We start from the raw sequence: 25,855 nt of genomic DNA on the forward strand, positions 1-25,855 counted from the left end.
ATGTTTTTTTATGGTAGAGCCCACAGATTAAATTGCATTACAAATTTTTAAACATTTATTTTTTATGGGAAAATTAAGTTTTTATAAAACGAATCACTTACGTTAAATTATGATTCTTAAACCTAGAGTTAAAAGCCATAATAAACAGAATTTATATAAAAATAAATTATTTCATTTTTGTAAAAGTCATCCGTAAAACGAAGATTTACTATAAAAATTTGATTGGATCACTATTTTTTTAGATTCTGTAGAAGAAACTTTCTCATTTGAATTTAAATTAAACGCTACTTTGTTCTAACGGATTTCTATAAAATAGAATATGATGAATTTTGAAATAAATCTCAATAAAAGAACAAAATTTTAAGAAATCTAAACTCTATTGTATGGTTTTCTAAAGAATTTAAAAATCGATGTCGTTTAACAAAAATCAACCACCTGGGCGGTCGTTTTCATCCGTAAGTTTACGGATTTCGTTTCTTTTTCTAGGTTTAAACTTATATTGATCCAGTTGTTCCGAATTAAAAATTACCCATTTCCGATTCGGAATATTTCGAACCGTTTGAAATTGTACGGTTCCGTTGTCCGCTATCTCAGTACCATCGGATATGTGAGCGAGACTGATTGCTTTTATATCGGTCCAAAGTGCAAAGTCCAAGCCGACTGATTTATCTACGATTTCTCTTTTGATTTTACCAAAGACTAGGTTGATCTTGTCTTTTTCTCCCCAAATGAGAGCGGTGGTTCTTTCTTCTAAGGATATGACGGATTGAACGTCGTCGTATTTTGAAATCAATACGAGTATTTTATTTTCCGGTAGAGATTTTAAAACATAGGGTAAATCTTTTGCGATGACTTCTAATTCTCCGTCCGAAAAAGTGTAATCGGTAAAAAAACCAAGTGAGGATTTTTTAATATACTTTAGATTTCCTAAAAGATCTTTCCATTGTTCGGGAGTGAGTTGAGTAGGATGGGTGAAAGGCCCAGGTGCGATTAGGGTTTCGAACAATTCTACTTTGGAAGGTGAAATGTGAAAGTAAGCTACCTCCTCGGAGTTATAAATTAAATTTCGATTGGTTGGCCAAAAAAAAGAATTCCTTTCCTGAACCCAAGAACACTGAACGAACCAAAAGATAAAAATTAAAAAGGAAAATTTGAATGTATGTTTCATTTGGAATTTTGATCTATAAACTCTTGAAAAATAGGATACTTACTTAGAAACTCTTCGCTGGTATAAAGGTTCACGATTTTATCTAAACCAGATAACCGAAACACCGAATTTAGGGACTTATTCAGACCGAAAATGTTAACGATTCCGTTTTTTTCACGGACTTGATTTCTTACTTTAATAATGATACCAATCCCTGAGGAGTCTATGAATTTAACCTTTCCTAAAAAAAAGCTGATGATTTCGGGATTTCCGGTTTTCATAGATTCTTCAAATTCAGAATGAAAATCCCTAGAGTTATCCATGAGAATATCTTCAAGAACCGTAAGAACGATATGATTCTCTCGTATCTCGCTTCGGATTAGCATCAGATCGAAAAAACACCTGGAAGAAAGGTCTGTCAAGAAGTAAAATGAAGTAGTAACTTTCTTGATTTATTTCTTAGAACTGTAAATTTGAACTAAGACGCAAGGATTGAATATGGCAGAGTTTGATAAAACAAAACGTTCTATCGGTGTTAACAATCTGGATGATAAAGCCAGAAAAGAAATGTTTAATAAATTCCAATCTGCCGGTGGAAAAGTTATCAATGAAAAGGATCCTAAAAAAGAAGAATCTGCGTCCGGTAGGCAACCTAACATTCGACAAGGTCAGAGAAGTCAAGCAGGTGGAAAAGGTTCTGGATCTACTCGTTCCGGTGCCTCTTCGGCAAGAGGTGGATCGGTTTCTAAAGGTCCAAATCCTAAAGACAGAAAGGCGATCGAAGACGAAATGGGAAATTTTATCAATCGTCTTTCTGTTCGATTGAAATGTTGGATGGGTAGAGTTACGGGATTTTCTTCTTCCGATTTATTACCTTCTTTTTTATCCGAGTTTAATCTTTCCGGTAAAAAATCCCTTTTAGAATTGAACTTTGTAGGAAACGATATACTTGGAAATCCTGCTTATGCTGGTAAAATCGCTAAAGAACTAGACGCTCAAAATCCGATTTATATCGAACTTTTAGGAAGAATGCATAAGATTTACGATAATGAAGAAGTAAATCAAATAATAGAACCGCATAACGCTGCTCCGGATCTGCCCGTTGCGATTTCTAGAGTCAGAGATCCATTGTATTCCATTTTTAGAAAATTATACTATGTTTATCCGTTTCAAGGAAGTTATGTTAAGGCCATCAATCTAGGATATTCCGCTCTAGAAAAACTAGAAGGAAAACCTACCACCATTTATAATACTAAGAAAAAACGTGCTCTTCAAGAGTTCGATTATCTATTTGGAACTCTATTCGAAAAATTTTATCTGGTGGTTCTTAGAAACGAAAATAAAAATATTCCTCTCTTAAGTAATTCGATGGAAGCGGTCTTGGGAATTCTTCCCGAAGAAAAACCGGGTCATAGACAACAAGGAGAAGAATTAGATGAAATTTCTGGAGGTGCTACTCCGGAAGAAAATGCTCCCGTAGAAGAAAAAAAAGAGGAAAACAATCCGGAAGATTCTCTCAGTAAAGAACTCAAATATGGTTTGAAACTGATGAGAATGCTTCCCCTAGATCAGCTTCGTAAAAAACACGATCCAAGAGGGGAATACGAAGTAATTCCTTCCGCAGATAAAGCGTTTTTAACCTGGCTCTTTTTTAAAGAGTTCGACACAGAATATTCTTTTGTGATGACCACTAAAAAGATAGATATAAAACCTACGATCGTAAACGGAGCCAAGGTGGATTATAGAGAGAAAATGATCGATCACTACGAAACTACAAGAGCTTCTATCGAACAGTTCCGGATTTATGATCAATATTATAAAGAACTAAAGAATCACCTTAAGAATCCAGGGGCCAATTATATCGAGGCCTCTAAAAAAACCACTGCCTTAGAGACAAAAAGAAGTCAACAGTCTAGAAATGTTCGAGTTACCGTTAAAGAGTTTGTGGAAAAGACAGCGGAAATTTTGGAAAAACTCATCGCGGATATGAAATCCAAAAAAGAAATCGTAACCAACATGGAAGATATTATAACCTTGGACATGATGGAAGCTAAGAGAAGGTTGAATAAAAAACCGATCAAACAGTGTATCATGGAATCGTATTGTTTTGCAATTGCGTTTGCTGGTCGTCTTGAAAACGGAGACTTGTTTGGAGGCGTGACTGAGCTTTCTCCGGAAGAGATGGAAAAGGAATTTGGAATTAAAACGGAGCAACCTTCTTCTGGAGAATCGGACTTAGGAGTTCCTGCAGCTGGGGATGGGGCCGAGTCGATGGGAATTGCCGAAAAACTAGATTCGGATTCTTTAGGTATTGACCCTTCTATTTTAGAAGATTAAAAGGCAGATTTTATTTTGGCGTCCGCAAAGGTCACACTTTTTCAAAAACATATCAACCGTCCTGTTTCGAACGAACAGAAGTCGAAACTTTCTAAGGAAAAGTCTGACTTTTTACTTTTACCAGAATTTTTTCCGTTTTACGATTTATATTCTTCTCCCGAAAATCTTTTTGATAAATCCAAGATTCTATCAGACGAAATATTGCAAATTTCTGAATATTATAAAGGTATAATTATCGGCGGTTCCATGTTTAGGAAGGATTCTTCCGGAATACTGAGGATCGGTATTCCGATTGTTCAAGACTTAATGATCGTGGACTGGTACGATAAAAGGGAATTTTTTCCGGAAGAAAATTCTGCTTCTGTCGGAGACTCAGAAACGATTTTTATTATGGGAGGTTTTCGTTTTGGGATCGTGGCCGGAAAAGAAATCCAGAATATGGACCGTTTGAAAGAATTAAAATCTCAAAACGTAAATTTACTTTTTCACATAGATTTTACTTTAGAAGCCGATTCTACTCACGCTCAGGATTTGGAACGTTACGTTAGACTTTCTTCCGAATATGATATTTTTATCGCTAGAATTGGCGGAGTGGGTTCGGCTCTCGGTCGTAGTTGTGTTGGTAGAAGCCTTTTGTCCACTTCTTCCGGTATTAATTGGAAGGTGGCCGAGTCTGAAAAAGACAAAGAAGTTATCAAAACCGTAATGATTAACGGCGTTAACGGGTTATTTTAGATTTTTATAATATCTAAATATAAGATTATAGATTCTTTTGTTGTTGGACAAGTGATAAAGAAGGTTAAATGCGAATCTTTTATCGAATTGATTGTCTTTGGGTTTTATTTATGATTTTGAACGTATCTTGTTCTACAATGGATAATTCAATTTCCGTTGAAAACTCTGTATCTTTTTTTAAGGATAAATTAATTCAAACCAAACTTCTATCGAATTTAAAGTGAAGATTTCGAATCAAAGTAGAAATCCGATTCTTGACTTGGGCGTTGTAAACAGATCTAAGTTTGTAAATTTTTATTTGAATGGAAAAGTAGACAATCTTATGCAACTTTACAACGGTTTAGAAATTATAAACTATGATGAGACGGTTCATCATATGAATTCCAATGGCATTGTGGCGTTGCAGACTACTTAACGTGAGTTTGGCCTAACGCGAAAGGGATCGATGCGGGAAAACTAAAGCAGAACGGCTCTCTATGGATCGCGTTAAAGAACTAAAGCAAAACGCTCTCCTCAAACTCAATGCATCGCTCTGCAGGTCGCGTTTGAAATTGAATCTAAAGACGATTGTTGTATTATGTTTCCTGCATGCAATTTATTGACCAGAACTAAAGAGCCTAACCGGCTGCCTGTGGCAAGCCGGATCGCCACAGTTTTCTTATGTCGAACTCGCGTTACTTAGGTAGCTATGAGAAAGGATTTACGGTTCAATGGGAATATATGAATATAAAATCAAAAATTTTGAAACTGAACGTTAAGAATCTAAGCATTGAAACTTTAAAATAATCTGTATTTGTTCTGTTTAAAAAGTCAGAATAAATTTTTTATAAAATGTAATAGTTCCTACATTTTAGGAGTTTTAGAGTGGGTTTTTCATTTTGGAATATGTTTTAAAAAATCCTTATCAAGAGCTGTCCTAAAACTTTCTAGATGCCAATAAAGGGAGATACTTTCATTTCACAAAATGTAGGAACTCATACTTTTAGAAAATTCTTTCTCATTTTTTACGACGAACTTACGTTAAATTATATTAGGATTTTATGGAAATCACTCTTAAAAACTATTATTGAGAAATTTTCTCGTTTATTCCAATTTTTTTCAGAATCAAACTTTCTAAGTCCGTCAATTTTTGTTTTCTTACTTCTTCCAATGGAGTTCTTCCTTGTATGTCCGCAATGTTCGGATCGGCTCCGAGTTCGAGTAATTTTTCGGATAGGGAGATTCTCTTTTTTAGTATGGACTTTAATAAAGGAGTGATCCCTTCCGCATTTCTATGATTTAAATTTGTTCCACTTTTTATCAGAAGTTCCGGAATTCTTGGGTCTATATTGGATTCTTCTGAGAGAAAATGAAGAGCGTTGTCTACTCCCACTTGGACTTGTTTACCGTCTTGATTTTTTTCATGAAGACGACTTGTGTAATCTGGTTTCGCGTTGTTTTTCAGAAGAAATTCTACGATTGCAAAATTAGCAGTAGAAGAACCGGCTCCACATGCAAGAAAGAGCGGGAATTCTTCCGGATTTCCTTTGTCAAAGTTTACGTCCGCGTGATTATCCACTAAAAACTGTACCAATACTAAATTCCCACGACGAATGGCCACATTTAGAATTGATACGGAAACTGTCTTGTTCTCGCTAATTTTAGAAATGTATTCCAACTTGGCCCCGGATTCGATCAATCGTTTGGGAACGGCGAGATCGTCTATATCTAATACTTTTACGTCCAAAAGCCCGGATAAACTTTCCATTAATACGGAATTTCCATCCTTATCCTGTGCGTTTACGTTTGCTCCGGCGCGTATGAGAACCTCGGCGACTTCCGGTCTGTGATCTGCAAGCATCAGAGCCGTTTTTCCTCTGGAATCGGTTGCGTCTACGGATGCTCCCGCTTGGATTAAAAGTTGTGTTTTTTTAGGATCTCCTTCTTGAACGGATCTTAGAAATTCGTTATCCAAAATTGGATCAGCCAATAGAAAAAACGGAACCATTAAAAAAAAGTAGGGAATGTTATGAATTTTGGAAGTCATCGTAAGATACTCGTATAACAATTAAATCGAATTTTTTGCGACGTGTATATCCACATTTTGGGAACTTCTTTTTTACAGGAATCTTAAAAACTTCCTTTTTATCTTGACCCTCTTTTCTTTTTAAGGTTCCTAAATCGTATTCGGAGTTTTCCTATGTCTCAACCTATTCCGGAATATACATATTACGACGCTATGGGACTGGCTGCTTTGGTCCGAAAAAAATCAGTTCATCCCATTGAACTAGTCGAATCTGCCATCCAAAGAATTGAAACCATAAATCCCGGACTCAATGCAGTAATTACCCGTTTTTACGAAGAAGCAAAAAAAATTTCAAAGTCTAAACTTCCGGACGGTCTTTTTAAAGGAGTTCCGATTCTTGTAAAAGATATGGTTCACGCAATTAGAGGCGCTCCTTTGACCTGCGGTTCTAAAGCGTTTCGAAATTATATTTCGCCCGATGATTCTGAATTTGTAAAAAGGCTTCGTAAAACAGGAACTATTTTTTTAGGACAAACGAACGTTCCCGAATTTGCTCTTATGGGAATCACAGAACCTAAGTTATACGGTCCGACCCGAAATCCTTGGAACCTAGAAAGAACTCCGGGTGGTTCTTCCGGCGGATCTGCGGCTGCGGTCGCTTCCGGAATGGTTCCGGTTGCAACCGCTTCTGACGGTGGGGGATCGATCCGAATTCCCGCTGGTTACTGTGGTTTGTTCGGTTTGAAACCTACTCGAGGAAGAACTCCGGTAGGTCCTAATTTTGGTAGATTTTGGCAGGGTGCTTCCGTGGATCATGTCCTTTCTAGATCCGTGAGAGATAGCGCGGCTTTTTTAGATGCGTTATGCGGAATTGAAAAGTCGGGAGCTTTTTCTTTTGAGGAACCGAGAACGAATTATCTTTCTGAGACTAAAAAATCTACTGGCAAACTCAGGATCGCTTTTTCCACTCAATCTCCGATCGGAACCGAGGTACATCCGGATTGTGTGGAATCCGTCATTCAAACAGCAAAACTACTGCATTCTCTCGGTCATAAGGTAGAAGAAAAAGACGCACCTATCGACGGTAAGGCGATCGGAAGATCTTTTATCATGATGTATTTCGGTGAAGTTGCTGCCCAGTTAAAGAACTTAGAAACGATACTCGGACGTAAGGTTAGAATGAGAGACGTTGAACCTGTTACTTGGATTTTAGGTCTTTTAGGTAGAACTATTTCTGCGGGTGAGTTTGTTCTTAATTTACAAGAATGGGATAAGGCCGCTCTTGTAATGGAAACCTTTCACGAAACCTACGACGTTTATTTAACTCCTACGACTGCCATGCCTCCTTCTAAAATAGGTGAATTAGAACCTAAGTTAGGCGAAAAGATAGCGATGCAAATAGTTGGTCATCTTGGTTTAGGAAAAACTTTACTTATTTCCGGGCTTGTGGATGAACTCGTGGAAAAAAGTCTTTCTAGAACTCCATTTACTCAACTCGCTAATCTTACAGGTCAACCTTCTGTTTCAATTCCTCTGAGTCAGACGAGTGATCGACTTCCCTTAGGTCTTCTATTTACTGCGGCTAGAAGAAGAGAAGATATTTTATTTCGTCTCGGTTCTCAATTGGAAAAAGCGGTTCCTTGGTCGAATCATAAATGAATGATAAGAAAATGATTATAGGTTTTCGTTTTTAGAAAGAATGTATATTCCTGTTTTATTGGAAATGCCATTTTAGGATCATTACAAAAATGGAATGGATTCTAAAAGTTGGGATTGTTTTAACGTGAGTTCGCTGTAATAGTTCCCACATTTTAGAAGTTTCACTGTAAAATTACGATTTGTAATAGTTCCCACATTTTGTTTTGATCTCAATTTTATATAAAGCTTCATTTGGAAATAGAACATCCAGGATAAGGAATCGATCTTTTAAAAATTTGGATTCTGCTCTGGATGGAGAAAGATCCGTAGAAGAATGAAGATAGTAGCGTTCATTCTCGCAAAAAGATATTTCAATATATTGTAATTCTGTAAATACGAGCCAGAGTTCGGGATTTGGAATTTTTCATAGATTGCTTTTTTTCTACAGTATCTTATGTAACGGTTCTTTTAGAAACGATTTCAACCACTATATCCGGGAACATACTGATCTAATCTTGAACGATTGATTTTTTTGAGTGATCCGATTGAATCCTTCTTCTAAAATTACGTCCATGGGAAATCAGATCGTTTCTCTGACCGGATGTTTTTCCAAATATTTTTGAATTATGAGAAAAAGTTTTGCAACAAGTTTTTGATGAAGGTGCCAATAGGACTGTAGTTACGTGTTCTTTCTCCATTGATGATTTCAGTCAGATCAAAATCATTCTGTGTTCCGGTCTTCAAAGCATGATCCAAAAAATCGCTTTAAAATATAGTCTGATCAAGTCAAAATAACTCTTGATTCCGGATCGAATCCACGAAATGTTTTGTTCAACTTATGATTCCAGTTTTACTCATAGGTCTTGGAAGAATTGCATCTCTTTTAGAAAAGGATTCTTTCAGAAATCATCCCTGCACACACGCGGGTGCAATTTTTTCCACTTGGGGAAGAAAAAAATTCTTTCTGATAGGAGCGATCGATCCTTCGGAAGAAAGAAGAAATACTTTTTGCAAAGATTGGAATATTCCAAAAGAAGCATGTTTTCCCGATTTTAAAAGTTGGGCTGAGAGTTTTCTTTTTAATCTAAATAGAAAAGATTTTTCTTTTATATCTCAGGAGAGATATAAAAATTTAGAATCGAATCGAAAGAACATAAAATTTGTCAGTCAAACAGACTGGGAAGTTCCAGTCGCCGATTTTAAAAATACAAACTTTGTTCATTCGTCTCGTAAAAAAAAAGATAGGGATTTAACAAATCGACCGAATTACCAAAATAGTGCGCGTATCCAAAAGAACGTAGATGTATCGGAACCGAAAAAAATGGAAACTTTCCAAGAGAAAGGATTACAAAAACAAGTTCCGATTACGAAAGACTACTTTCAAAACAACAATGAATTTATAAAAAACTTATTTCTCAAGAATAAGAAATCATTCGAACTTACTTCCTGTCTTGTTATCATCGCTACACCTTCTGAAACACACTACGAACTTACAAAGACGGCGATCGATTTTGGATTCAGGCGTTTGTTGGTGGAAAAACCGGTTTGTCATTCTCTTCCTCTTGCGCGCAAACTTGCAAAACTTTGTAAAAAAACAAAAACGAGTCTATGGGTAAATCATGAAAGAAGGTATCATCCGCTTTATATCCAGGTTCGTAAATGGATCCAAGAAAAAACGTTCGGTCCGGTAAGAACCATACGCGCCTCTGTTCTTACTTCCGCTAGAGATCCAGGCCGTGCGATTTTAGATAAGACCGGTCCTCTTTTTCATGACGGAACTCATGCGGTGGATCTTTTGATTTGGTATCTGGGAATGCCGGATCGAGTTGTTTCTGTTTTAAGATCTTATCCTCATTCTACCGTAGAAGAGCAAGCTTTAGCGTTTATGACTTATCCCCAGGGAGAGACCGTATTTTTAGAAGCGGGAGGAATGAGAAATTATTTTCAATTCGAGCTGGATATTCAAACAGAGAACGCCCGTTTTTTAGTTGGGAATGACGAGGTTCGTTTTTGGAAATCCAAACCTTCCCGAAAATACAAAGGATTTAAAAGTTTGACTCCGGTTTCAATTTCCGAAAAATCTTCCGCAGGCTCAAATCCGTTTCTTAATTTATACGATTCTATTTTCCGGTATTTGTCTGGAAAACCTTCTTCGATTACAGGAGATATAGAAGAGAATCTTCAAATTCTCACACTGTTGGATACGATACGGAGAAAAGCCGAAAAAAGAATTCTAGAGGTTTAGAAGTTTCATCCATGCTCGTAACCGGAACAAGCGAACCTCAGGAAACTCTATCCTATAAGTTACACAGTAGTTCCTGGAGATTTTGGAACGCTAATTCTTTTGTCTGGAAAAAAATTTGGAGTATATTCTGGTTTTTTAAATTAGGAAAATTTTTTTTTCCTTCTTATAGAGATACGGGCGCTCACGAAAGATTTTTTAGAACGTTAGGCGAAGATTGTCGTAATTTCTTTTTATCTATGGGCGGGGTTTATATCAAACTCGGTCAATACTTAGGGAACCTTTCTCATATTTTTCCGGATTCGTTTACGGAATCTTTGCAGGATCTTCAAGACAGGGTTCCACCTCATCCGTTTTCGGAAATAGAAGAAAGGTTTCGGTCCGAGTTTGGAAAAGAAATCATGAAAGTTTTTCCGGATATCTCCAACGTTCCGGAAGCAAGCGCTTCCACGGCTCAGGTTCACGTGGCCTCGATCGGAGGTCAAAAAGTTGCGGTTAAAGTTTTGTATCCAGGAATTGAAACGTTGATCGCAAACGATCTCAAAAACATTCGTTCTTTTTTAAAAAGAATCAATCGTTATCTATTTCATTTCGAATATAAGAAAATTCACGATGAGATTACTCGTCTGGTTACAAGAGAAACGGATCTGAAACTGGAAGCGGATTCTTATGATAGGATGAGACAATTTTTTGTAGAAGAGCCGGATTATATCTTTCCAAAAGTCATTCGTCAATTTTCTGGAAAAAGTGTTCTAGTGACTGAATTTATAGAAGGAGTCAAGATCACAAGAGCGATCCCGGTATTGAAAGGTCAGGCAAAGTCTAGACCAGTGGAACTTTTAGTCCGCGCTTATGTTTTGATGATCTTTCAATATCGTTTTTATCATGCGGATCCTCATCCTGGAAATCTAATCTACACACCGGAAGAGAAACTTTGTTTTTTAGATTTCGGAGCTGTGGGCGAGATCAATTCTGGAGGAGTGTATGCACTTAAAAAAATCTTTCTATGCGCGATTGCCAAAGATTACTGGGGGGTAGTGGACGGTTTGGAAGAAATGGGGGCCTTGTCTGCTTCTGCGGATAGAGATAAATTAGAAGAAGTGGTTCGTTATTCTTTGGAGAAATTGGGAAGATTTATAGCGGATACGGATTACTTTCGAAATCTTTCTCTGGGTCAAATTCACACTCGAGAAGATCGACTTTTTTTAAAAGAGATCAATTCTAGTTTGAAAGAAATTTTTAGAATGATTCAGATTCCAGAAAATTTCATTTTCTTAGAACGTGTCCTGGGTTTATTGGTAGGGATTACTTCGATTTTGGATCCTTATAGAACCGTTTTAGACTACGGAGAAAAACCGTTCCGGACCGTCGCCTCCGGAAAAGAAGGCGGACTGGAGTTTCTTTTGTTAAACGAAGATAAAAATCTTTTAGGTAATACACTTTCCATTCCGGGAGAATTTTATAAAGTACTCCAGAACATCAATCGAGGAAAACAGGGGATTCAACTCCGGGAAGTCGAAAGACACACTCGGAAGATGTACATTCTGGGACATCAGATTTTATATTCCGGATTCTTGATTGCAGGAATTCATTTTGGAAATGACTATCTCGAAAAAGGAATGGAAATTCAAAGTTGGGGATTTTTTACGTCTTCTGTGATTTTTGGATTTATACTTATCTATTCATTTTGGAAAAATAAACTTAAAAAGAAAGGAACCTCTTTGTGAAATATTTTGAAAAAAGATTTTTAGACGTCTATCGCCCTATCTACTTGGGAGTTATTTTTTTAGGAATCGTATTGGATCTTGTGACTAAGTTTTTAGTCATTCTTTACTTTCAACCTCATCGTTATCTGGAAATACTCGGAAGTTTTTTTAGAATGACTCTTACGTTTAACACCGGTTTTGTGTTCGGTGCGTTTCAGGACAACGCGATTCCTTCTTTGATCGCTACCGGAATTGCGATCGTGTTTCTGATCGGTTATAGATGGAAAAATCACGATTTAGGAAATCCCTGGGGATGGAACTTAGTGATGGCAGGAGCGTTTGGAAATTTCCTGGATAAATTTTTCGTAAAAATCCCGGGAACAGGATTTCGTTTCGGTTTTCAACCCAACATGGGAGAATACATAGGAGTCGTAGACTTTTTGGATTTTGATTGGCCGGATTTTCTTTTGTTTTCTAGATGGCCTGCGTTTAACGTAGCCGATTCTTGTGTCACGATTGGTCTTACGATTTTGATTTTTACGATGAAACTAGAAGAGGGGAAATAATTTTTTGAAGGCTCTTGATCTTCCCATCTGGAAAAAATTATTCCTTCGTAAAGAAGCGAGTAATCAGGAGATCATTCGATTTTTAAGGGAAACTTCCGTTTTCGGAAGGATGAAAAAAAGAACCTTAATCGAAATCGCCAGGATGATTCACGTTCGAGAATATCAAGAAGGAGAAACCGTGTTTAGACAGGGGGAAGTAGGAGCCGGTTTTTATTTAGTTTATGAAGGTTCGGTAGTGATTCGTTCCGTTCGAGATGGAATCGAATTGGATCTTGCTCATTTAGATAGACACGCGTTTTTTGGAGAACTTTCTCTTTTTACGGAAGAAAGAAGAACTGCCAGTGCGATCGCTCTTGAAAAGACGACTCTGCTTGGATTTTTTCAACCGGATCTTAAAGAAATTATAGAAACAAAACCTAGGATCGGAATCGAGATTTTGATGAGTTTATCGACCGTGATCGTGGAAAGATTACATAGAACCAACGGACTTTTGGAAAAGGCATACTTCCGAGGAAAACAAAAGAATGCGTGAAGGGGAAAGAAGGGAACTTTCCGAATATTTTATTCGAACTAGTTTTTTTCTGATCGTTGTTTTTACGATCGTTGTTTTTCTTTGGGGGCTTCATTTACTTGCGATTCCGATTGTAATGGCCCTTCTTATTTTTTATGCCTTTAACGGAACGATCAATAACTTGGAAAGTTTAGGAGTTCCTAGGATTCTTTCCATTGCGATTTTAATGTTCGCAATTAGTGTTCCGATTTATTTTTTCATCAATTCGATTGCTCCTCCGATCGTTTCTACTTTAAATCCTCTTTTGAAAAATTGGAAACAGGATCTGGACGATGCTAAGTTCAAGTATTTAACCGTAACCGTCAATTTGCAGTTTAACGAGTTTCCATCAAGTTGGAACGAAACGATTCGTCCGGACGAACTCATTAAAAAAATCGCGGAACTGATGCATGAACAAGTGAAGGCATTTGTATCTTATATTCCGACTTTGATCGGTTATTTGATCATTACACCTTTGTTTGCTTTTTTGTTTTTACTCAACGGAAACGGAATGTATAAAAGTTTAATTTCTTTGATTCCGAATCGTTATTTTGAAATGACTTTGATGGTTACGTATAAGATCAACGAACAACTTACAAATTATCTCAAAAGTTTAATGATTCAAGGCGCGATCATTTGTGTGGTTTCCGGTATTGGATTTTATTTTATAGGACTTCCTTATTTTTATATATTTGGTTTGTTTTTAGGAGTTGCTAATTCGGTTCCCTATCTTGGTCCGATTATGGGCGCGATTCCTCCTTTGTTTTTTGCTCTTGTGATCGGTGGGGACGGAACTACGGAACTTTTGACTTCGATTTTGATCGTGGTAGCGATCGCGCAGATGATAGATAATTTTCTGATTCAACCGATCGTAATTTCTGGTTCTGTTTCTCTACATCCGATTGTGGTAGTTGGCGCGGTTACAGTGGGCGGTGCGGCTTTAGGACTTGTAGGAATGTTGATTGCGGTTCCGATCGCGGCGATTTTAAAAGTTACAATTCAAACCTTATACAGCTCTATGAAAGATCATAATTTACTTTGAGTTTGTCCCAAAATTTACAAATATATAAACTGACATTCTTTAGAAATTTATGATAAATTGTCGGAGTTCTCGCAAAAATCATCACAACCTATATTCAAAATTTCGTATGAGTTCCTACATTTCGAAAAACTCAAGCAATATCTCCCTAAACTCAATGCATCGCTTCTATGGTCGCTCTGCAGGTCGGTGTTTAGAATTTTGGACCAGCTCTTAATGAAAAACGGAAGAAAATTAATTTTTCAACAACTCTAATAAATTATAACTAAAGACAAGATATTGTATTCTGTTTCTTTTATACAATTTATTAACTGGAGCTGAAAGCGCGGTCGTGACGCCGGATTCACCCCGATTTTCTTACGTTGGATTTATATTATTGATGTGTAAACTATTGAATTGATACTTTATTATCTAGTTCTGAGTAAAATCGTAACTTGCAGTAGTTTCCACAATTTAGGAATCGTTCAGATTCCAACTTCATAAAAAATGAATGATGGAACTTTTGAACTTAACGCGCGTTAAGCGGTTGGCCTTAATTTTTAGATGATCAACAAATTTAACTGTTTTTCAAGTCCGTTTTTTTTCTACCGATCCAAAGAACTCCAGTTAGAACTAAAATTGTACCTGCGATTCCGGAAGAAGTGATTGGTTCTTCTAAAAAAATCCACGCGAGTAAAATTGTAGAAATTGGTCCTGTTGAACCTATGATCGCCGCTCGTCCTGAGCCTATCATTCTAATTCCTTCCGTAGTCAGATAAGCAGGAATTACAGTAGTTAAAATTCCCAGAGCTAATCCATATAAGTAGATGTTAGGCGGTTGAATTAGATTTGTTGGATTGCGAACAATAAAAAAATGGATCACTACAATCAAACCGGAAATAAGCATGAGATAGGAGGTAAATCGAACCGAACCTAGTTTTGGAATCAAAGATTCGCTTCCTACTAAATATAAAGAATAAGAAATTGCAGATGCAAGTACAAACAAAACTCCCTTGGTGGCATTTGGTCCTTCGGTTTGAATGTCTCCTATAAATGCGACTAAGATTCCAGAATACGTGAGAAAGATCGCGAACACTTCTGCTTTTTTGATTTTTCTTTTGAATAAAAAAGAACCGATGATCAAAACGATCGTGGGATATACAAATAACGTAAGTCTTTCCAAACCAGCGGAGATATATTCCAAACCTATAAAGTCAAATAGACTCGCTAGATAAAATCCTAAAAAACCTAAAATGAAAATCAATCCCCAATCTTTTTTTGTGAGATCTACAGAGGTTTTTGTGTTTTTAGAACGAAAGGCGATCCAGGCAAAAAAAGGAATCGCAAATAACATTCTCAATGTAAGCGCGGTAATAGAATCAATATCGTATCGATAGACCAATTTAACAAAGATCGCTTTTGCGGAAAAAAAAATCGCACCCGTTAGTACAATACAGGTTCCTAAAAATGGCTTCCATTTGGATTCAGAGACTTCCATAAAATCCATCTCTGGTTCTTGAGGACTTTTTAGAAAGATTTTTATTGATTTGTCTATTGAACGAAAAAATCGGTCTCCGCTTTTTTTACTTTTTGTATTCGTAAAGGGTAGTCACTTATTCGGGGTTATATAATAAAATACCCAATATTTTACACTTTTTGCGATAAAATTAACGGTACTCAGTTTATAGTGATTAGTTAAAATGAATGATATCACTTGTGTCGTGGATCTCTATAAAATTAAACCCATGAATTTTATAGAGATCCTTAAAGACCAACAGAGGTTTTATGTTGGATTGGAACTTTTATTTGTCCAAACGGAAAAAATCGCTCCCGTGGCGAACATGATCAAGCTGTAAATCGCGGACGGAACCGCCATTGTAGGGTTGTTCAATATTGCACTTGCGATTGTGATTCCTAAGGTTCCGTTTTGAATTCCCACTTCTATTGTAATCGAAGTTCTTTGTGGATGAGTGACTTTCATTAGTGTTGCTCCCAGATAACCTAAGAACATTGTAATCAGATTCAAAGCTAAAGAAGCCGGACCAACTTGGATAAAATAGGGAATTATGTTTTGTCTTTCACGAACGATTGCACCTAAGATGATCAGTACTAAAAAAATTCCAGAAAGAACTTTTACGGTCTTTTCGAACTTACGGGAGAGTTCTGGTTTTTTAGAGTTTAAAATCATTCCGATTGATACAGGTAACACGGTAATCATAAAAATTTGTAATATAGTTTGAGGAATATCTAGTTCGATCATTTGTCCAGACCCTAAAAAATGGTGCATGGATAGATTGAGTAGAAACGGAATCGAAAGAACCGTGATACAACTAGTGATCGCGGTTAACGTTATAGAAAGTGCCACGTCTCCTTTGGCTAAGTGGGTGATCAGGTTGGAAGTGGCTCCTCCGGGACAAATTGCAAGTAGCATAAGCCCTACTGATAGTTCACTCGGAAGTTTAAAGACGTTCGCGATCAACCATCCAGTCAATGGCAAAAGGAATAGCTGTAAAATGAGCCCGGTGATAACAGCTTTAGGAAGTACAAAAATTCTTTTGAAGTCTTCTACCGTAAGACTCATACCCATTCCGAGCATGATGATACCTAACGCGATAGGAAGAAATACTGTTGTTAGCAAATTGGATTCCATTGTTTACGACCTATTTTTGTTTCAAACTTTGTAATCTAATTCTGATGTTAAGTCTACAGAATTTTTGAATTCTTTCGATTATTATGATTCTATAAAAGTCTTTTTCAAAGCCAGATTTAAAAAACGGATGTTATGGTTTTATGGATCTCTTTAAAATTGAGTACTCATAAATATTGTGATCAAGAGTTGATTAACACGAGTTCGGAGTAATCTAATGCGAAAGCGATTATTATGCTGCGATCCGTAGAGAGCAGCATTGAGTTTGAAAAATTCCGAAGGAATTGGAGCAAAAAGCGCGGTCCGGCATCGCCGGATTCGCCCAATTTTTACTACACTAAATTTACAGAATTAGAGTTGTTTAAAAATGAATCTTCCATCTTGTTTTTCGGAAACGTTCGATTGAAACCTCGCACTTTTAATAACTCTATTATTGAAGTGTAATCTATTGGATTCGATTCAAGTTCAGTTCTGAGTGATAGTGATTATTTTTAGATGTGTGGTATATTTTTGAAATTTTATCCTGAATTCGACTTTGAAAAAGAGATGATGAATTTTCGAATTTAAAAACCCTCGTGTTTAGCATGGAAGAAAATTCTGACTCTCATAAAGACGAAAAACAATCTTTTAAAAGAAGGTTCTTAATTTGGTTGATTCCGTTTCTTGTGGTCAATTTACAAAGATTGATCGGGTTGACTTCTCGTAGAATCAATATTGGAGACGAAAGCATTCGTAAAATCCGCAAAGAAAAAAAGCCTTACATACTTTCTGGTTGGCATACGAATGTTTTATATTCTCCTTATCTAAATCGAAATGAGAGGATGGCGATTCTTATTTCGGAATCCAAAGACGGAGACTTCATCAATCAAGTCGTTCATAGATTTGGTAACTATAGTATTCGAGGAAGTTCTTCCAAAGGAGGTCCTAAGGCTTTAAAGGCACTGATCGTTCATCTTAAAAAAAAATTTCCTGCGGCGATTACTCCCGATGGCCCTAGAGGCCCCGCGCTTGTAGTGCAGCCTGGTTTGATTGCTGCGGCTCAGGTTTCTCAAGTCCCTATCGTTTCATTTCATTACGAATGTACTCGTCAATGGATTGCCGAAAGATCCTGGGATAAACATAGGATTCCGAAGCCGTTTACTACTTTTGTTGTGTCTTACGGAGAACCGATTTATATTCCTAGAAATTTAGACGAAAAAGGTTTTGAAGAAGCCAGATTGATGGTGGAAAAGGCCATGTTGGAAAACCGTCAGAAAAGTATAGACAAGGCGGAAGAATTAAGGAAAAAATAATATTCTAAATAATGAATGTTTAATTTTTTATTCTGTCTGAGTTTTTTTGTGGATTTATATTTTAATGTATTTTGGAATCCATTACAAATAATTGTAAGAGTTACAATAACATTTTTAAATCATAAGATCAAATAAATGGATTTGAGTTATTGAAAAATTAATTTTCTTCCTTTTTTCATTAAGAGCTTGCCTCAAAACCCAAAGTATTTTAGGCGATACTTCTTTAGAAATTTTTAATAAAATGTAGTAGTTCCTAAATTAGGTTGTATTTGGCAATTTGCGAACTTTCGAGTAGTTCTTAATGTCGATAGTAGTTCCCATAAATTCTACTTTTTTAATGTTCCGGTATTAAAACGTGTTCTTTTAGAATCCTTTTTACTTCTAAAAAAGTGGGCAGGTGGGTCTGGACGGAATGTTCGGATTGAATCAACATTTCCGATTCTGGATTTTCTAAATGGGAACTTTCATACGATACGACCGTGTCGCTGATCCAATCCAAGTCTACTAGTTTGGAATTTCCTATGATAGAATGAAATTTTACTTCCGGTTTATAATGGCCGGTTACTTTCATAAAAAGACTTTTAGGAGCCAGTCCGTCGACTCCGTACACTTTAGGGACTATATCTTTTTTCTTGTAGTCTGCGCTTAAATACTTATAACCTTCCTCGAATCTTTTAGTTACTTCTTTGGGGATGATAAAAAGAAATCTAGCGATGGAGCCTAAAATTCCTTCTGCTAAGTTAGAACCCTTATGCGGAGTCGCTATAAAGATCGCTCTTTTTACAAACGGGATCGGTTCAAAATCGAAAAGTCTTCTAATTTCATTTTTGATTTCTTCGCTCATTGTATCGAATATTGAATCCGGAATTTCTGCCGCACTCAACCATTGTTCTTTATTACTCCTTGTTACCGCGAGTTTTGCGATCAATCCACCCATACTATGGCCTATCAAAACGGTCTGATCGAAACTTTTATGTTCGTTTTTAGGATCGTAGATTTTTCTCAAATCATATAACGTATCTCTAAAGTCCGCCGCGTTCAGAGGGATCGGATTTACTGTAGGATACCAATAGACCCAGAATTGATATTTTGCTTTAATTTCCGGATCGGAAAGAAGTTCGTTGATCATAGGAAACCAGATGAAAGGAGAAGAAGCAAGGCCGTGAATAAATATAACCGGTATCTTATCCTTGTGATAAGGATATACTAGATAAAGTCCCTTTCTGGACATACTCGTCTCTCCATCAAAAATGGCTAATAAACTGTCTCTTTGTTGTGCTATCTTCAGCATATAAGCGAGAGGAGTTGTAGTATCACTTTCCATTGGAAGACTGATTCCGTCTAACGTGATTCGATCTCGAAAAACTGGATCATAGACGTGAATTTTTGCTGGTAAGTTTAGGAGATCCTTATTTTCAAGATACGATTCTTCTAAACTTACAAAGGCAGTGGCCGGATAAGCCTGTCCTACTCCATTGATAAATTCGTATTTGGTTCTTTCTTGAGATTCGTGTTCCGGAAACTTACGGTTGAGGATTACGGGAGTTCCAATTCCATATTTGCTGATATGATTGGAAAATCCCTTGACTCGATAGTCGTAGGCTACTTCTATTTGCAGAAAATTTTGAGGTCTCCAAGCGGTTTCCACTTCTGCACCTAACATCTGTAAGGTCCCTCGAATTAGAGGAAGACTTAGATCAGTGACGTTAGTTAGTTTACGATTTCTTTTGGCGAATCGAACGAGTTGAGCTAAAGAACGGTTGTATGTAAATAAGGCAAATCTAAATTCTGCGGAAAAAGGATCAGGTGGGGGAGTTGCCTTTTTATCGAACAGATAGGTATATGAATAGACCAAAGCGGAAGCATACATCTTTGCGAACTGCGGGTCCTCCATATCCAGTGAATTTCCTGTAAAATAACAGAGTTCAGAAAGATAGTAAGCGAGATTTCTGGATTTGTTCGCCATCAATTCATAATCCAAGTCGTAGATGACAACTAACGGAGATTCTTCGAATTTATCGTATAGATCGTTACTTTTTAAATATCGTGTGGTCAAAAGACTGAGTTTATCGGAAGAAACACCGCTCAGATTTACGAGTTTTTCTTGTTCGAATTGAGAATAACTAGACGTGGAATAAGTGGCGCATCTTAGAACGGAAACCAGTATGGGGAGAAGCCAAAAATAAAATTTCATCGTTTGAAAAACAGATTTCGATCGATTTGTGCGAATTGACAAGCAAAAAGAGATGGGAAATAAGTGTTTTGAGAATTTAGACAGTCCATTTTTGAATTACGTTTTGACTTACAGAGTTCTCAAAACAAGAAAGGTATTTTAGAATATTTAAATTTTATAATATATAGTACATAAAACCTTTTCCAAAAACTTTAATTCAATATACAATTAATTGATTTTGATATTTAGGATCGAACGATTCAAATGCGGCTTACACTTTGGTTTATTAAGATCCAGTAAAATCCGATTTCACTGGCTACTTCTCCGAATTTGTCGAATTCAAACGGTTTAACTACGTAGCTATTTACCCCTAGTTTATAACTTTCTATAATATCCTTTTCTTCGGCGGAAGAAGTGAGTATCACTACCGGAAGCATCTTGGTATTTTCTTCGTTTCTTACTCTTCTTAATACTTCGATCCCATCCACTTTAGGCATTTTTAAATCCAAAAGAATGAGGGAGGGAACTCGTGTTTTATCCCGATCTGCGTAACGTCCAGTTGCGTATAAATATTCTAAAGCCTCTTCTCCGTCCCGGACGTGTTTGACTTGATTTGTAAGATTATGTTTTTTTAAACTTCTTAGAGTCAATTCGGAATCTTGAGGGTTGTCTTCTGCATATAGGATTTCTATCAATTCGTCCTGAAGATTATACATTTCTATCATTTACTCCTAACGTAAAATAAAAACAAGCGCCTTCGTTTAGGTTGCCTTTTCCCCAAACCCTACCGTTGTGTCTTTCTATCACCCTTTTGACGATGGCAAGTCCGACTCCGGTTCCTTCGAATTGATCCGTGTGATGTAACCTTTGAAATATGTTGAATAATTTATGTTGATACTTCATATCGAATCCGGCCCCGTTGTCTTTAACAAAGAAAACGGTTTCTTCTCCGTTTTGATACGATCCGATTTCAATTTTAGGAATTTCTTTTTTTTGTGAATATTTAAAAGCGTTGGAAATTAGATTGAATAAAAGTTGTTTGAGAAGATTTGTGTCTGCATTTGCGTAAGGAAGTTCTGCCACTGAAATTTCTGCATTTATGTTCGGATAATAGTTCGAGACTTCTTCGATCACTTTTTCCACCAAAACTTTCATATTTACGACGGAGAAAATTGGTTCTCTTCTTCCCAGTCTTGAATATTCCAAAAGATCGTCTATGAGTTTCCCCATGTTTTCTGAGTTTCGAATGATGATGTTTACGATTCTACGACTGTCTTCTCCTAATTCCGTTTCGTGATCTTAGAGAAGTATTTTATAAAATCCTAATATTCCTCGAATGGGAGAACGAAGATCATGGGAAACCGAATAGGAAAAGGCTTCTAAATCTCTATTAGATCTTTCTAATTGTTCTGAATAGAGTTTGAGGTTTTCATTGGATTTTTCTAATATTTTTTCCGTTTTTAACCTACGTTGACTTTCTTGGTAGATGAGCCAGTTCTGCAGAAGAATGAAGGAAAGATTTAATACAATTCCGGAAAAAAGAAGAGTAACGGATATGGTCATGTTGATTTTAGAATTGTGTTTTCGTATATTTAGAAGTCTAAGTTCTTCGTCTTTGATTTCCTGAAGTAGGAACTTTATTTTTTCCGATAAAGTAAATCCATTAGGAGAACGATATAATTCAACGTAATCCTGAAGTGATTTATATTTTTTGATTAAAAGTATGTCTTCCATATAAGAAAACTTTTCTTTCAAATTGGATTCTATGTTCGAAAGTCGTTTTTGTTCTACCGGGTTATCGGTTGTTTTTTCCTTCAGTTCTTGAATCTTTTCTAAAACTATCCTTTTGTTTTTGAAATAAGAATCTATTAATTCCTTATCTCGATATAAAATATAAGCCCTTAAGACGGAATGAGTTTCTCTGAATGAAGAAAGTGTTTCTTCCAAGTTTAAAAGAACTTCTTGAGTATGCGTTTCCCATTTTCTAAGTTCCAAGGATTGTTGTAGAGTATAATATGCAGATCCTGTCATGATGAGGTTTAGAAAAAGAATTACGATTAATCCATAGACGATATTCTTTTCAATTTTATTTTTCAAAGGAAATACCTCAAATGTCTAGTATTGGAAATCTTTTTATTCAAGGAAAACTAAACCCTTGTAATACGAGTTTATAAAACACGCCGATCCGCATCTATTCTTTTCTGTGTGAAAAATTGGATTCCAATTTCTTGATATACTTAAAATTACTTTCCTTTTTTTGAATCTTTTTTTCTTAAAAATAGGGAATTATAAGAAAAAATTCTATTGATTTTGAAGCCCAAATTTTTTCAATAAACGAGCCGTAAAACCGCGTCTGTATACTTGTTAATTGTTAAGACTAAAATTTACGGTTTGTTCTAAGATTTAAATTTTCCTCTATGGAAAAATCAAAAGCGGTCATTTTTGATCTATTGTAGTTTTTGAAAGTTTACACTTTAAATTTTTCTGAAATAATTGGACGAAACTTTATCTGGAAAAAATTTCTTTTATATCCGCTTGAATTCAGAATTTTTTATGGCTTCATTAAAATTTATAGAATGTTTGTAAAAAGTGAAGTTATGCTGGTTTGATTTTCTTTTTTAAAGACGGATCTGTGAATTTGATTTGTGTTCGCTTTGAATTATTTCGCCTTTTTTAAAAAATCAAAATCTTCTTAAAATTAGAATTCTATTCGATCAGAAAGATCAAGCTGATCATTCAAGCGTCTCGTTTTTTGTGTTAGGGTTTGTTCTACTAATCTCTATAAAATTGAGTACTGTTAATTCTATCATAAAACGCTGATTCTATATAAAATATTAGGTATTTTATTATATAGTTATCAGTAATCTCTATAAAATTGAGTACTGTTGATTTTTATCGTAAAAACGTCGTTTCAATGTAAAATTTCATTATATAACTTGGGGCGCAGTCTTTTCTATCTTTAAAAACAAAAAACGTTTTTAATTTGTTTTTCAATATTCAAGTTATTTAACTTAAATTCTATATAAAATTTTCTGCATGTAATTTATTGACCAGAGCTAAATAGCCTGGTCCCGGTTTTCTTACGGTGAACCCAAGTTATTTAGCAAAACAAAGGGCCATCATATCACCTTGGTCCAAAAATTTTACTGTAGGATCTGCAAGATACTTTAAGGTTTTATAAAGTAAAGAAGGGTTCTTTTTGGCGGTAAGTCCGCTGCCGTAAGTGACGTGTTTTTTCTTTTCAAAACCGAGAGAACGACAGAGTTTTACAATTCCAGGAAGAGAATAGTAGTATAGATGTTCAGGTACGTTTAGATACCTCCAGGATGGTCCTTGTTGTTTCGCTAAAATTCCCCATCTACAAGTGGAAAGGATTACTCTACCTCCCGGTTTAAGATGTGTATAAATTTTTTCTAATGTTTCTTTCGGTTTGTGAAGATGTTCGATCGAAGCCCAAAGTGTAATTAAGTCGAACGGATCCGTCGACTTCCATTCTAAAAAATCTACTTGTTCTACTTTGAGTTTGAGTTTATCTTGAGCAAATTTTACGGGAGCTTGGGCGATGTCTATTCCGTAGGAATCCCATCCTCTACTTTGCATATAGTCTACAAAATAACCGGCGGCACAACCTACGTCTAAACAGCGTTTGGCGGAAGGTAGGGATTTTTCCCAAGTTTGAAAATCCAGATCCTTTAAGTTGAGTCCGAACACTCTGGAAATTTCGTCTCTGATTCCTTCCGAAAAATAATTATCGTAACCTCTATCACTTCTTTTTAAAAAATATTCTTCCGAGTAATAAGAAGCCACTTCTATCGGAGAAGGTTGAGGACTAACTTGAACGAGAGAACAACGTATACATTGAACTATATGAAAGAGTTCGTTTTTATGATTGGATTTGGAAAAGAGAAGTTTGAATTCCGAAGAGCCGCAAGTGTTGCAAGGGATTATTTCCATTCTATTATTCTATCGGGTCGGGTTAGAATTCTTTTGATAGAAATTCTGCTTTACGATCGGGTTCGGATTGAAACTCATGAAATGACATGAGACAAATATTCATTTTATCCGTTTTATTTCTTTTTTCATTTGGGCTTTTAGGTGACTCCAAGACGATTAAGATCAAAGCAGTGGGCGACATGGTTCCCGGAACGAATTTTCCACAACCTTTGAATATACAAGATCCTAGAACGTTTTTATTCGGAAAGGTAGAGAGTTATTTAAAGGGTGCGGATCTACTTTTCGGAAATTTTGAAAGTACCCTTACCAATTATCCGAACACTTCTAAAGACACTTCTAGAAAAATGATTTTTGCATTTAGGACACCTCCCGCCTACGCTAAGATTTTAAAGGAAGTAGGATTTGATATTTTAAGTATTGCTAATAATCATTCTTTGGATTTTCACGAACAAGGGTTTTTAGACACTCAGAAAAATCTTTCGGATGTAGGAATTCGTTATACCGGAAAGAAGGGAATGATCACGTATATGAACGTGAAAGATATTTCCGTGGCCTGGATTGGGTTTTCGCATTTAAAATCGCATAACAACGTAAATGAGATCGGAGAAGGAGTGGCGCTGGTAAAAGAAGCGAAGAAAAAGGCGCAACTCGTTTTTATATCCTTTCATGGAGGTGCGGAAGGTGGACCGGCTCTTCACGTAAAAAATCAGATGGAACGTTTTTACGGAGAATATAGAGGAAACTTAGTTGAATTCAGCCATTCACTGATAGACGCAGGAGCCGACTTAGTGATTGGTCACGGTCCTCATTTAGTGCGTGCGATGGAATTATATAAGGGAAGATTGATCGCTTATTCACTTGGAAACTTTATGGGTTATAGAGCCTTGTCTTCGAGAGGGATCGTGGGTTATTCTTTGGTTCTTGAAGTGGAAGTAGATTCCCAAGGAAAGTTCGTAAAAGGAAAGATCATACCTTTACAACTGGATTCTGCTTCGATTCCAGAATACGATCCGGAAAAGAAAACGATCGATTTGATGAGAAAACTCACTAAAGAAGATTTTCCGGGCAAGGGACCAAAGATTGCAGATGACGGAACTTTTTGAGAACAGAAACCTGCTCTTTTATGCTTATATGCCAATTCTCGAATGCGCTCTTTAAGATCCTTATCTTTATCAACGTATTCTAATCTGTTTCGAAAGCCGGTTCGAGATACTTTCAGGATGCGACAGAATTTTCGTTCTCCAAGTGTTGGCTTGCTGAGCACTATCGCTTCCTGTTTCTGTTCCCGGCTTACCACTTTTTTCAAGTAACATCTTGATCGCTTCGTTTTCCAAAGCCAACTCTGCATAGAGTCTTTTTCAACTACTGTTCTCTTCTTCCAAGGCCTTCATTCGTTTTAAATCGCTCAGTTCCATTCCGCCGTATTTCATACGTCATCGGTAAATCGTATTTCCGCTAATTCCATACTTACGACAAACTTCTGTAGTCGATTCCCCTGACTCCGATTCCTTCAATACCTTGTGAATCTGTTCTTCACTAAATCGTTTCTTCATGCTTCCTCCAAATTTATTATACATCAAAGAGGATTTCAAACATTCTAACTGGTTCTAATTTTTGGGGTTAGGTCATGGGAACATTGAATGTGATAAAATTTCTTCATTCAATAGTCCTGGTTTTGCAAAACATAACCCTCAGTATAACCCATCCTTAAAATATTAGATTAACACTAAAGAATACAAAACCAAAAAAATAGACAAAGACCAAACGAAGCATAAATAAACGCATTCTTAGTTATAACATGAATTTAAATAAGAATCAAAGACGTGAAAAAACATATTCGATTTT

The 25,855-nt window shown here is 36.3% G+C and carries 18 protein-coding genes and 4 pseudogenes; 11 read left to right on the plus strand and 11 right to left on the minus strand.

Annotated features, from left to right (window positions below):
* Positions 1–427: 427 nt before the first annotated feature.
* Positions 428–1,168 carry an LA_1326/LA_4305 family lipoprotein gene (locus LEP1GSC049_RS209525; RefSeq protein WP_004750429.1) on the minus strand — a complete coding sequence of 247 codons (741 nt, stop codon included), beginning with the start codon at positions 1,166–1,168 and terminating at the stop codon, positions 428–430.
* Positions 1,165–1,533: an STAS domain-containing protein gene (locus LEP1GSC049_RS01925; protein ID WP_004750765.1), complete on the minus strand. Its 369-nt coding sequence runs from the start codon at positions 1,531–1,533 to the stop codon at positions 1,165–1,167. Before LEP1GSC049_RS01925 ends, LEP1GSC049_RS209525 begins: the two co-directional genes overlap by 4 nt.
* Before the next feature lie 112 nt (positions 1,534–1,645).
* On the opposite strand from LEP1GSC049_RS01925, the gene LEP1GSC049_RS209520 reads away from it, so the two are divergent.
* On the plus strand, positions 1,646–3,484 hold the full coding sequence (locus LEP1GSC049_RS209520) for a hypothetical protein (RefSeq protein WP_004750401.1): 1,839 nt from the start codon (positions 1,646–1,648) through the stop codon (positions 3,482–3,484).
* A 15-nt stretch (positions 3,485–3,499) separates the two neighbouring features.
* Entirely contained in the window at positions 3,500–4,219 is a 720-nt protein-coding gene (locus tag LEP1GSC049_RS209515) for a carbon-nitrogen hydrolase family protein (RefSeq protein WP_004760878.1), read from the plus strand.
* Between the two features lie 1,063 nt (positions 4,220–5,282).
* Here LEP1GSC049_RS209515 and LEP1GSC049_RS209510 read toward each other — a convergent pair.
* The gene (locus LEP1GSC049_RS209510) at positions 5,283–6,245 is read right to left on the minus strand and encodes an ankyrin repeat domain-containing protein (protein ID WP_004750343.1); all 963 of its coding nucleotides are present in this window, start codon (positions 6,243–6,245) and stop codon (positions 5,283–5,285) included.
* Between the two features lie 153 nt (positions 6,246–6,398).
* On the opposite strand from LEP1GSC049_RS209510, the gene LEP1GSC049_RS209505 reads away from it, so the two are divergent.
* Positions 6,399–7,883 (plus strand): amidase, encoded by a 1,485-nt coding sequence (locus tag LEP1GSC049_RS209505; RefSeq protein WP_004768499.1) that lies wholly within the window; start codon positions 6,399–6,401, stop codon positions 7,881–7,883.
* A gap of 488 nt (positions 7,884–8,371) precedes the next feature.
* Here LEP1GSC049_RS209505 and LEP1GSC049_RS2000000229170 read toward each other — a convergent pair.
* A pseudogene (locus LEP1GSC049_RS2000000229170) lies at positions 8,372–8,606 on the minus strand (hypothetical protein).
* A gap of 94 nt (positions 8,607–8,700) precedes the next feature.
* Here LEP1GSC049_RS2000000229170 and LEP1GSC049_RS209500 point away from each other — a divergent pair.
* Genes LEP1GSC049_RS209500 through LEP1GSC049_RS209480 form a run of 5 tightly spaced genes read left to right on the plus strand, consistent with a single transcriptional unit; the run spans position 8,701 to position 13,968 of the window.
* A complete protein-coding gene (locus LEP1GSC049_RS209500) occupies positions 8,701–10,107 on the plus strand; it encodes a Gfo/Idh/MocA family protein (RefSeq protein ID WP_004760914.1) in 1,407 nt (468 codons plus the stop codon).
* Between the two features lie 11 nt (positions 10,108–10,118).
* A complete protein-coding gene (locus tag LEP1GSC049_RS209495; RefSeq protein ID WP_004750360.1) occupies positions 10,119–11,831 on the plus strand; it encodes an ABC1 kinase family protein in 1,713 nt (570 codons plus the stop codon).
* Positions 11,828–12,376 carry a lipoprotein signal peptidase gene (locus tag LEP1GSC049_RS209490; protein ID WP_004750393.1) on the plus strand — a complete coding sequence of 183 codons (549 nt, stop codon included), beginning with the start codon at positions 11,828–11,830 and terminating at the stop codon, positions 12,374–12,376. Before LEP1GSC049_RS209495 ends, LEP1GSC049_RS209490 begins: the two co-directional genes overlap by 4 nt.
* Before the next feature lie 4 nt (positions 12,377–12,380).
* Complete coding sequence (locus LEP1GSC049_RS209485; protein WP_004750390.1) at positions 12,381–12,908, plus strand: cyclic nucleotide-binding domain-containing protein; 528 nt, start codon at positions 12,381–12,383, stop codon at positions 12,906–12,908.
* Positions 12,901–13,968, plus strand: a complete 1,068-nt coding sequence (locus tag LEP1GSC049_RS209480) for an AI-2E family transporter (RefSeq protein WP_004750791.1) — start codon at positions 12,901–12,903, stop codon at positions 13,966–13,968. Before LEP1GSC049_RS209485 ends, LEP1GSC049_RS209480 begins: the two co-directional genes overlap by 8 nt.
* Before the next feature lie 553 nt (positions 13,969–14,521).
* On the opposite strand, the gene LEP1GSC049_RS209475 is transcribed toward LEP1GSC049_RS209480, so the two are convergent.
* Positions 14,522–15,451, minus strand: coding sequence for a DMT family transporter (locus LEP1GSC049_RS209475; protein WP_004750587.1), 930 nt, complete (start codon positions 15,449–15,451; stop codon positions 14,522–14,524).
* A gap of 276 nt (positions 15,452–15,727) precedes the next feature.
* The gene (locus tag LEP1GSC049_RS209470; protein ID WP_016748060.1) at positions 15,728–16,594 is read right to left on the minus strand and encodes a bile acid:sodium symporter family protein; all 867 of its coding nucleotides are present in this window, start codon (positions 16,592–16,594) and stop codon (positions 15,728–15,730) included.
* Positions 16,595–16,850: 256 nt separating this feature from the next.
* Here LEP1GSC049_RS209470 and LEP1GSC049_RS2000000228370 point away from each other — a divergent pair.
* Both LEP1GSC049_RS2000000228370 and LEP1GSC049_RS209465 read left to right on the plus strand, forming a co-directional pair.
* Positions 16,851–17,066: pseudogene (locus LEP1GSC049_RS2000000228370) on the plus strand (hypothetical protein).
* Positions 17,067–17,175: 109 nt separating this feature from the next.
* On the plus strand, positions 17,176–17,883 hold the full coding sequence (locus LEP1GSC049_RS209465; protein ID WP_004759237.1) for a lysophospholipid acyltransferase family protein: 708 nt from the start codon (positions 17,176–17,178) through the stop codon (positions 17,881–17,883).
* Positions 17,884–18,217: 334 nt separating this feature from the next.
* On the opposite strand, the gene LEP1GSC049_RS209460 is transcribed toward LEP1GSC049_RS209465, so the two are convergent.
* From LEP1GSC049_RS209460 to LEP1GSC049_RS209450, 4 genes and pseudogenes are all read right to left on the minus strand, one after another.
* Positions 18,218–20,077 carry an esterase/lipase family protein gene (locus LEP1GSC049_RS209460; protein ID WP_004750418.1) on the minus strand — a complete coding sequence of 620 codons (1,860 nt, stop codon included), beginning with the start codon at positions 20,075–20,077 and terminating at the stop codon, positions 18,218–18,220.
* 239 nt (positions 20,078–20,316) lie between these two features.
* Positions 20,317–20,772: a response regulator gene (locus LEP1GSC049_RS209455; RefSeq protein WP_004750597.1), complete on the minus strand. Its 456-nt coding sequence runs from the start codon at positions 20,770–20,772 to the stop codon at positions 20,317–20,319.
* Positions 20,765–22,153: pseudogene (locus tag LEP1GSC049_RS02000000224895) on the minus strand (sensor histidine kinase). Before LEP1GSC049_RS02000000224895 ends, LEP1GSC049_RS209455 begins: the two are co-directional and overlap by 8 nt.
* Before the next feature lie 999 nt (positions 22,154–23,152).
* Complete coding sequence (locus LEP1GSC049_RS209450; RefSeq protein WP_016561133.1) at positions 23,153–24,010, minus strand: class I SAM-dependent methyltransferase; 858 nt, start codon at positions 24,008–24,010, stop codon at positions 23,153–23,155.
* Between the two features lie 86 nt (positions 24,011–24,096).
* Here LEP1GSC049_RS209450 and LEP1GSC049_RS209445 point away from each other — a divergent pair, with 86 nt between their 5' ends.
* Positions 24,097–25,113, plus strand: coding sequence for a CapA family protein (locus tag LEP1GSC049_RS209445; RefSeq protein WP_004768393.1), 1,017 nt, complete (start codon positions 24,097–24,099; stop codon positions 25,111–25,113).
* Positions 25,114–25,118: 5 nt separating this feature from the next.
* Here the strand turns inward: LEP1GSC049_RS209445 and LEP1GSC049_RS2000000229310 are convergent.
* Positions 25,119–25,563 (minus strand): annotated as a pseudogene (locus LEP1GSC049_RS2000000229310) (transposase); the annotation flags it as partial.
* Positions 25,564–25,855 lie beyond the last annotated feature (292 nt).

This window comes from Leptospira kirschneri serovar Cynopteri str. 3522 CT, from assembly GCF_000243695.2.
Taxonomy (GTDB): domain Bacteria; phylum Spirochaetota; class Leptospiria; order Leptospirales; family Leptospiraceae; genus Leptospira; species Leptospira kirschneri.

Bases quoted from the DNA above. Each gene is read 5' to 3' on its own strand.
- LEP1GSC049_RS209525 (WP_004750429.1), bottom strand. From the start codon at position 1,168: ATGAAACATACATTCAAATTTTCCTTTTTAATTTTTATCTTTTGGTTC.
- LEP1GSC049_RS01925 (WP_004750765.1), bottom strand. From the start codon at position 1,533: ATGCTAATCCGAAGCGAGATACGAGAGAATCATATCGTTCTTACGGTT.
- LEP1GSC049_RS209520 (WP_004750401.1), top strand. From the start codon at position 1,646: ATGGCAGAGTTTGATAAAACAAAACGTTCTATCGGTGTTAACAATCTG.
- LEP1GSC049_RS209510 (WP_004750343.1), bottom strand. From the start codon at position 6,245: ATGACTTCCAAAATTCATAACATTCCCTACTTTTTTTTAATGGTTCCG.
- LEP1GSC049_RS209505 (WP_004768499.1), top strand. From the start codon at position 6,399: ATGTCTCAACCTATTCCGGAATATACATATTACGACGCTATGGGACTG.
- LEP1GSC049_RS209500 (WP_004760914.1), top strand. From the start codon at position 8,701: ATGATTCCAGTTTTACTCATAGGTCTTGGAAGAATTGCATCTCTTTTA.
- LEP1GSC049_RS209495 (WP_004750360.1), top strand. From the start codon at position 10,119: ATGCTCGTAACCGGAACAAGCGAACCTCAGGAAACTCTATCCTATAAG.
- LEP1GSC049_RS209480 (WP_004750791.1), top strand. From the start codon at position 12,901: ATGCGTGAAGGGGAAAGAAGGGAACTTTCCGAATATTTTATTCGAACT.
- LEP1GSC049_RS209475 (WP_004750587.1), bottom strand. From the start codon at position 15,451: ATGGATTTTATGGAAGTCTCTGAATCCAAATGGAAGCCATTTTTAGGA.
- LEP1GSC049_RS209470 (WP_016748060.1), bottom strand. From the start codon at position 16,594: ATGGAATCCAATTTGCTAACAACAGTATTTCTTCCTATCGCGTTAGGT.
- LEP1GSC049_RS209465 (WP_004759237.1), top strand. From the start codon at position 17,176: ATGGAAGAAAATTCTGACTCTCATAAAGACGAAAAACAATCTTTTAAA.
- LEP1GSC049_RS209460 (WP_004750418.1), bottom strand. From the start codon at position 20,077: ATGAAATTTTATTTTTGGCTTCTCCCCATACTGGTTTCCGTTCTAAGA.
- LEP1GSC049_RS209455 (WP_004750597.1), bottom strand. From the start codon at position 20,772: ATGTATAATCTTCAGGACGAATTGATAGAAATCCTATATGCAGAAGAC.
- LEP1GSC049_RS209450 (WP_016561133.1), bottom strand. From the start codon at position 24,010: ATGGAAATAATCCCTTGCAACACTTGCGGCTCTTCGGAATTCAAACTT.
- LEP1GSC049_RS209445 (WP_004768393.1), top strand. From the start codon at position 24,097: ATGAGACAAATATTCATTTTATCCGTTTTATTTCTTTTTTCATTTGGG.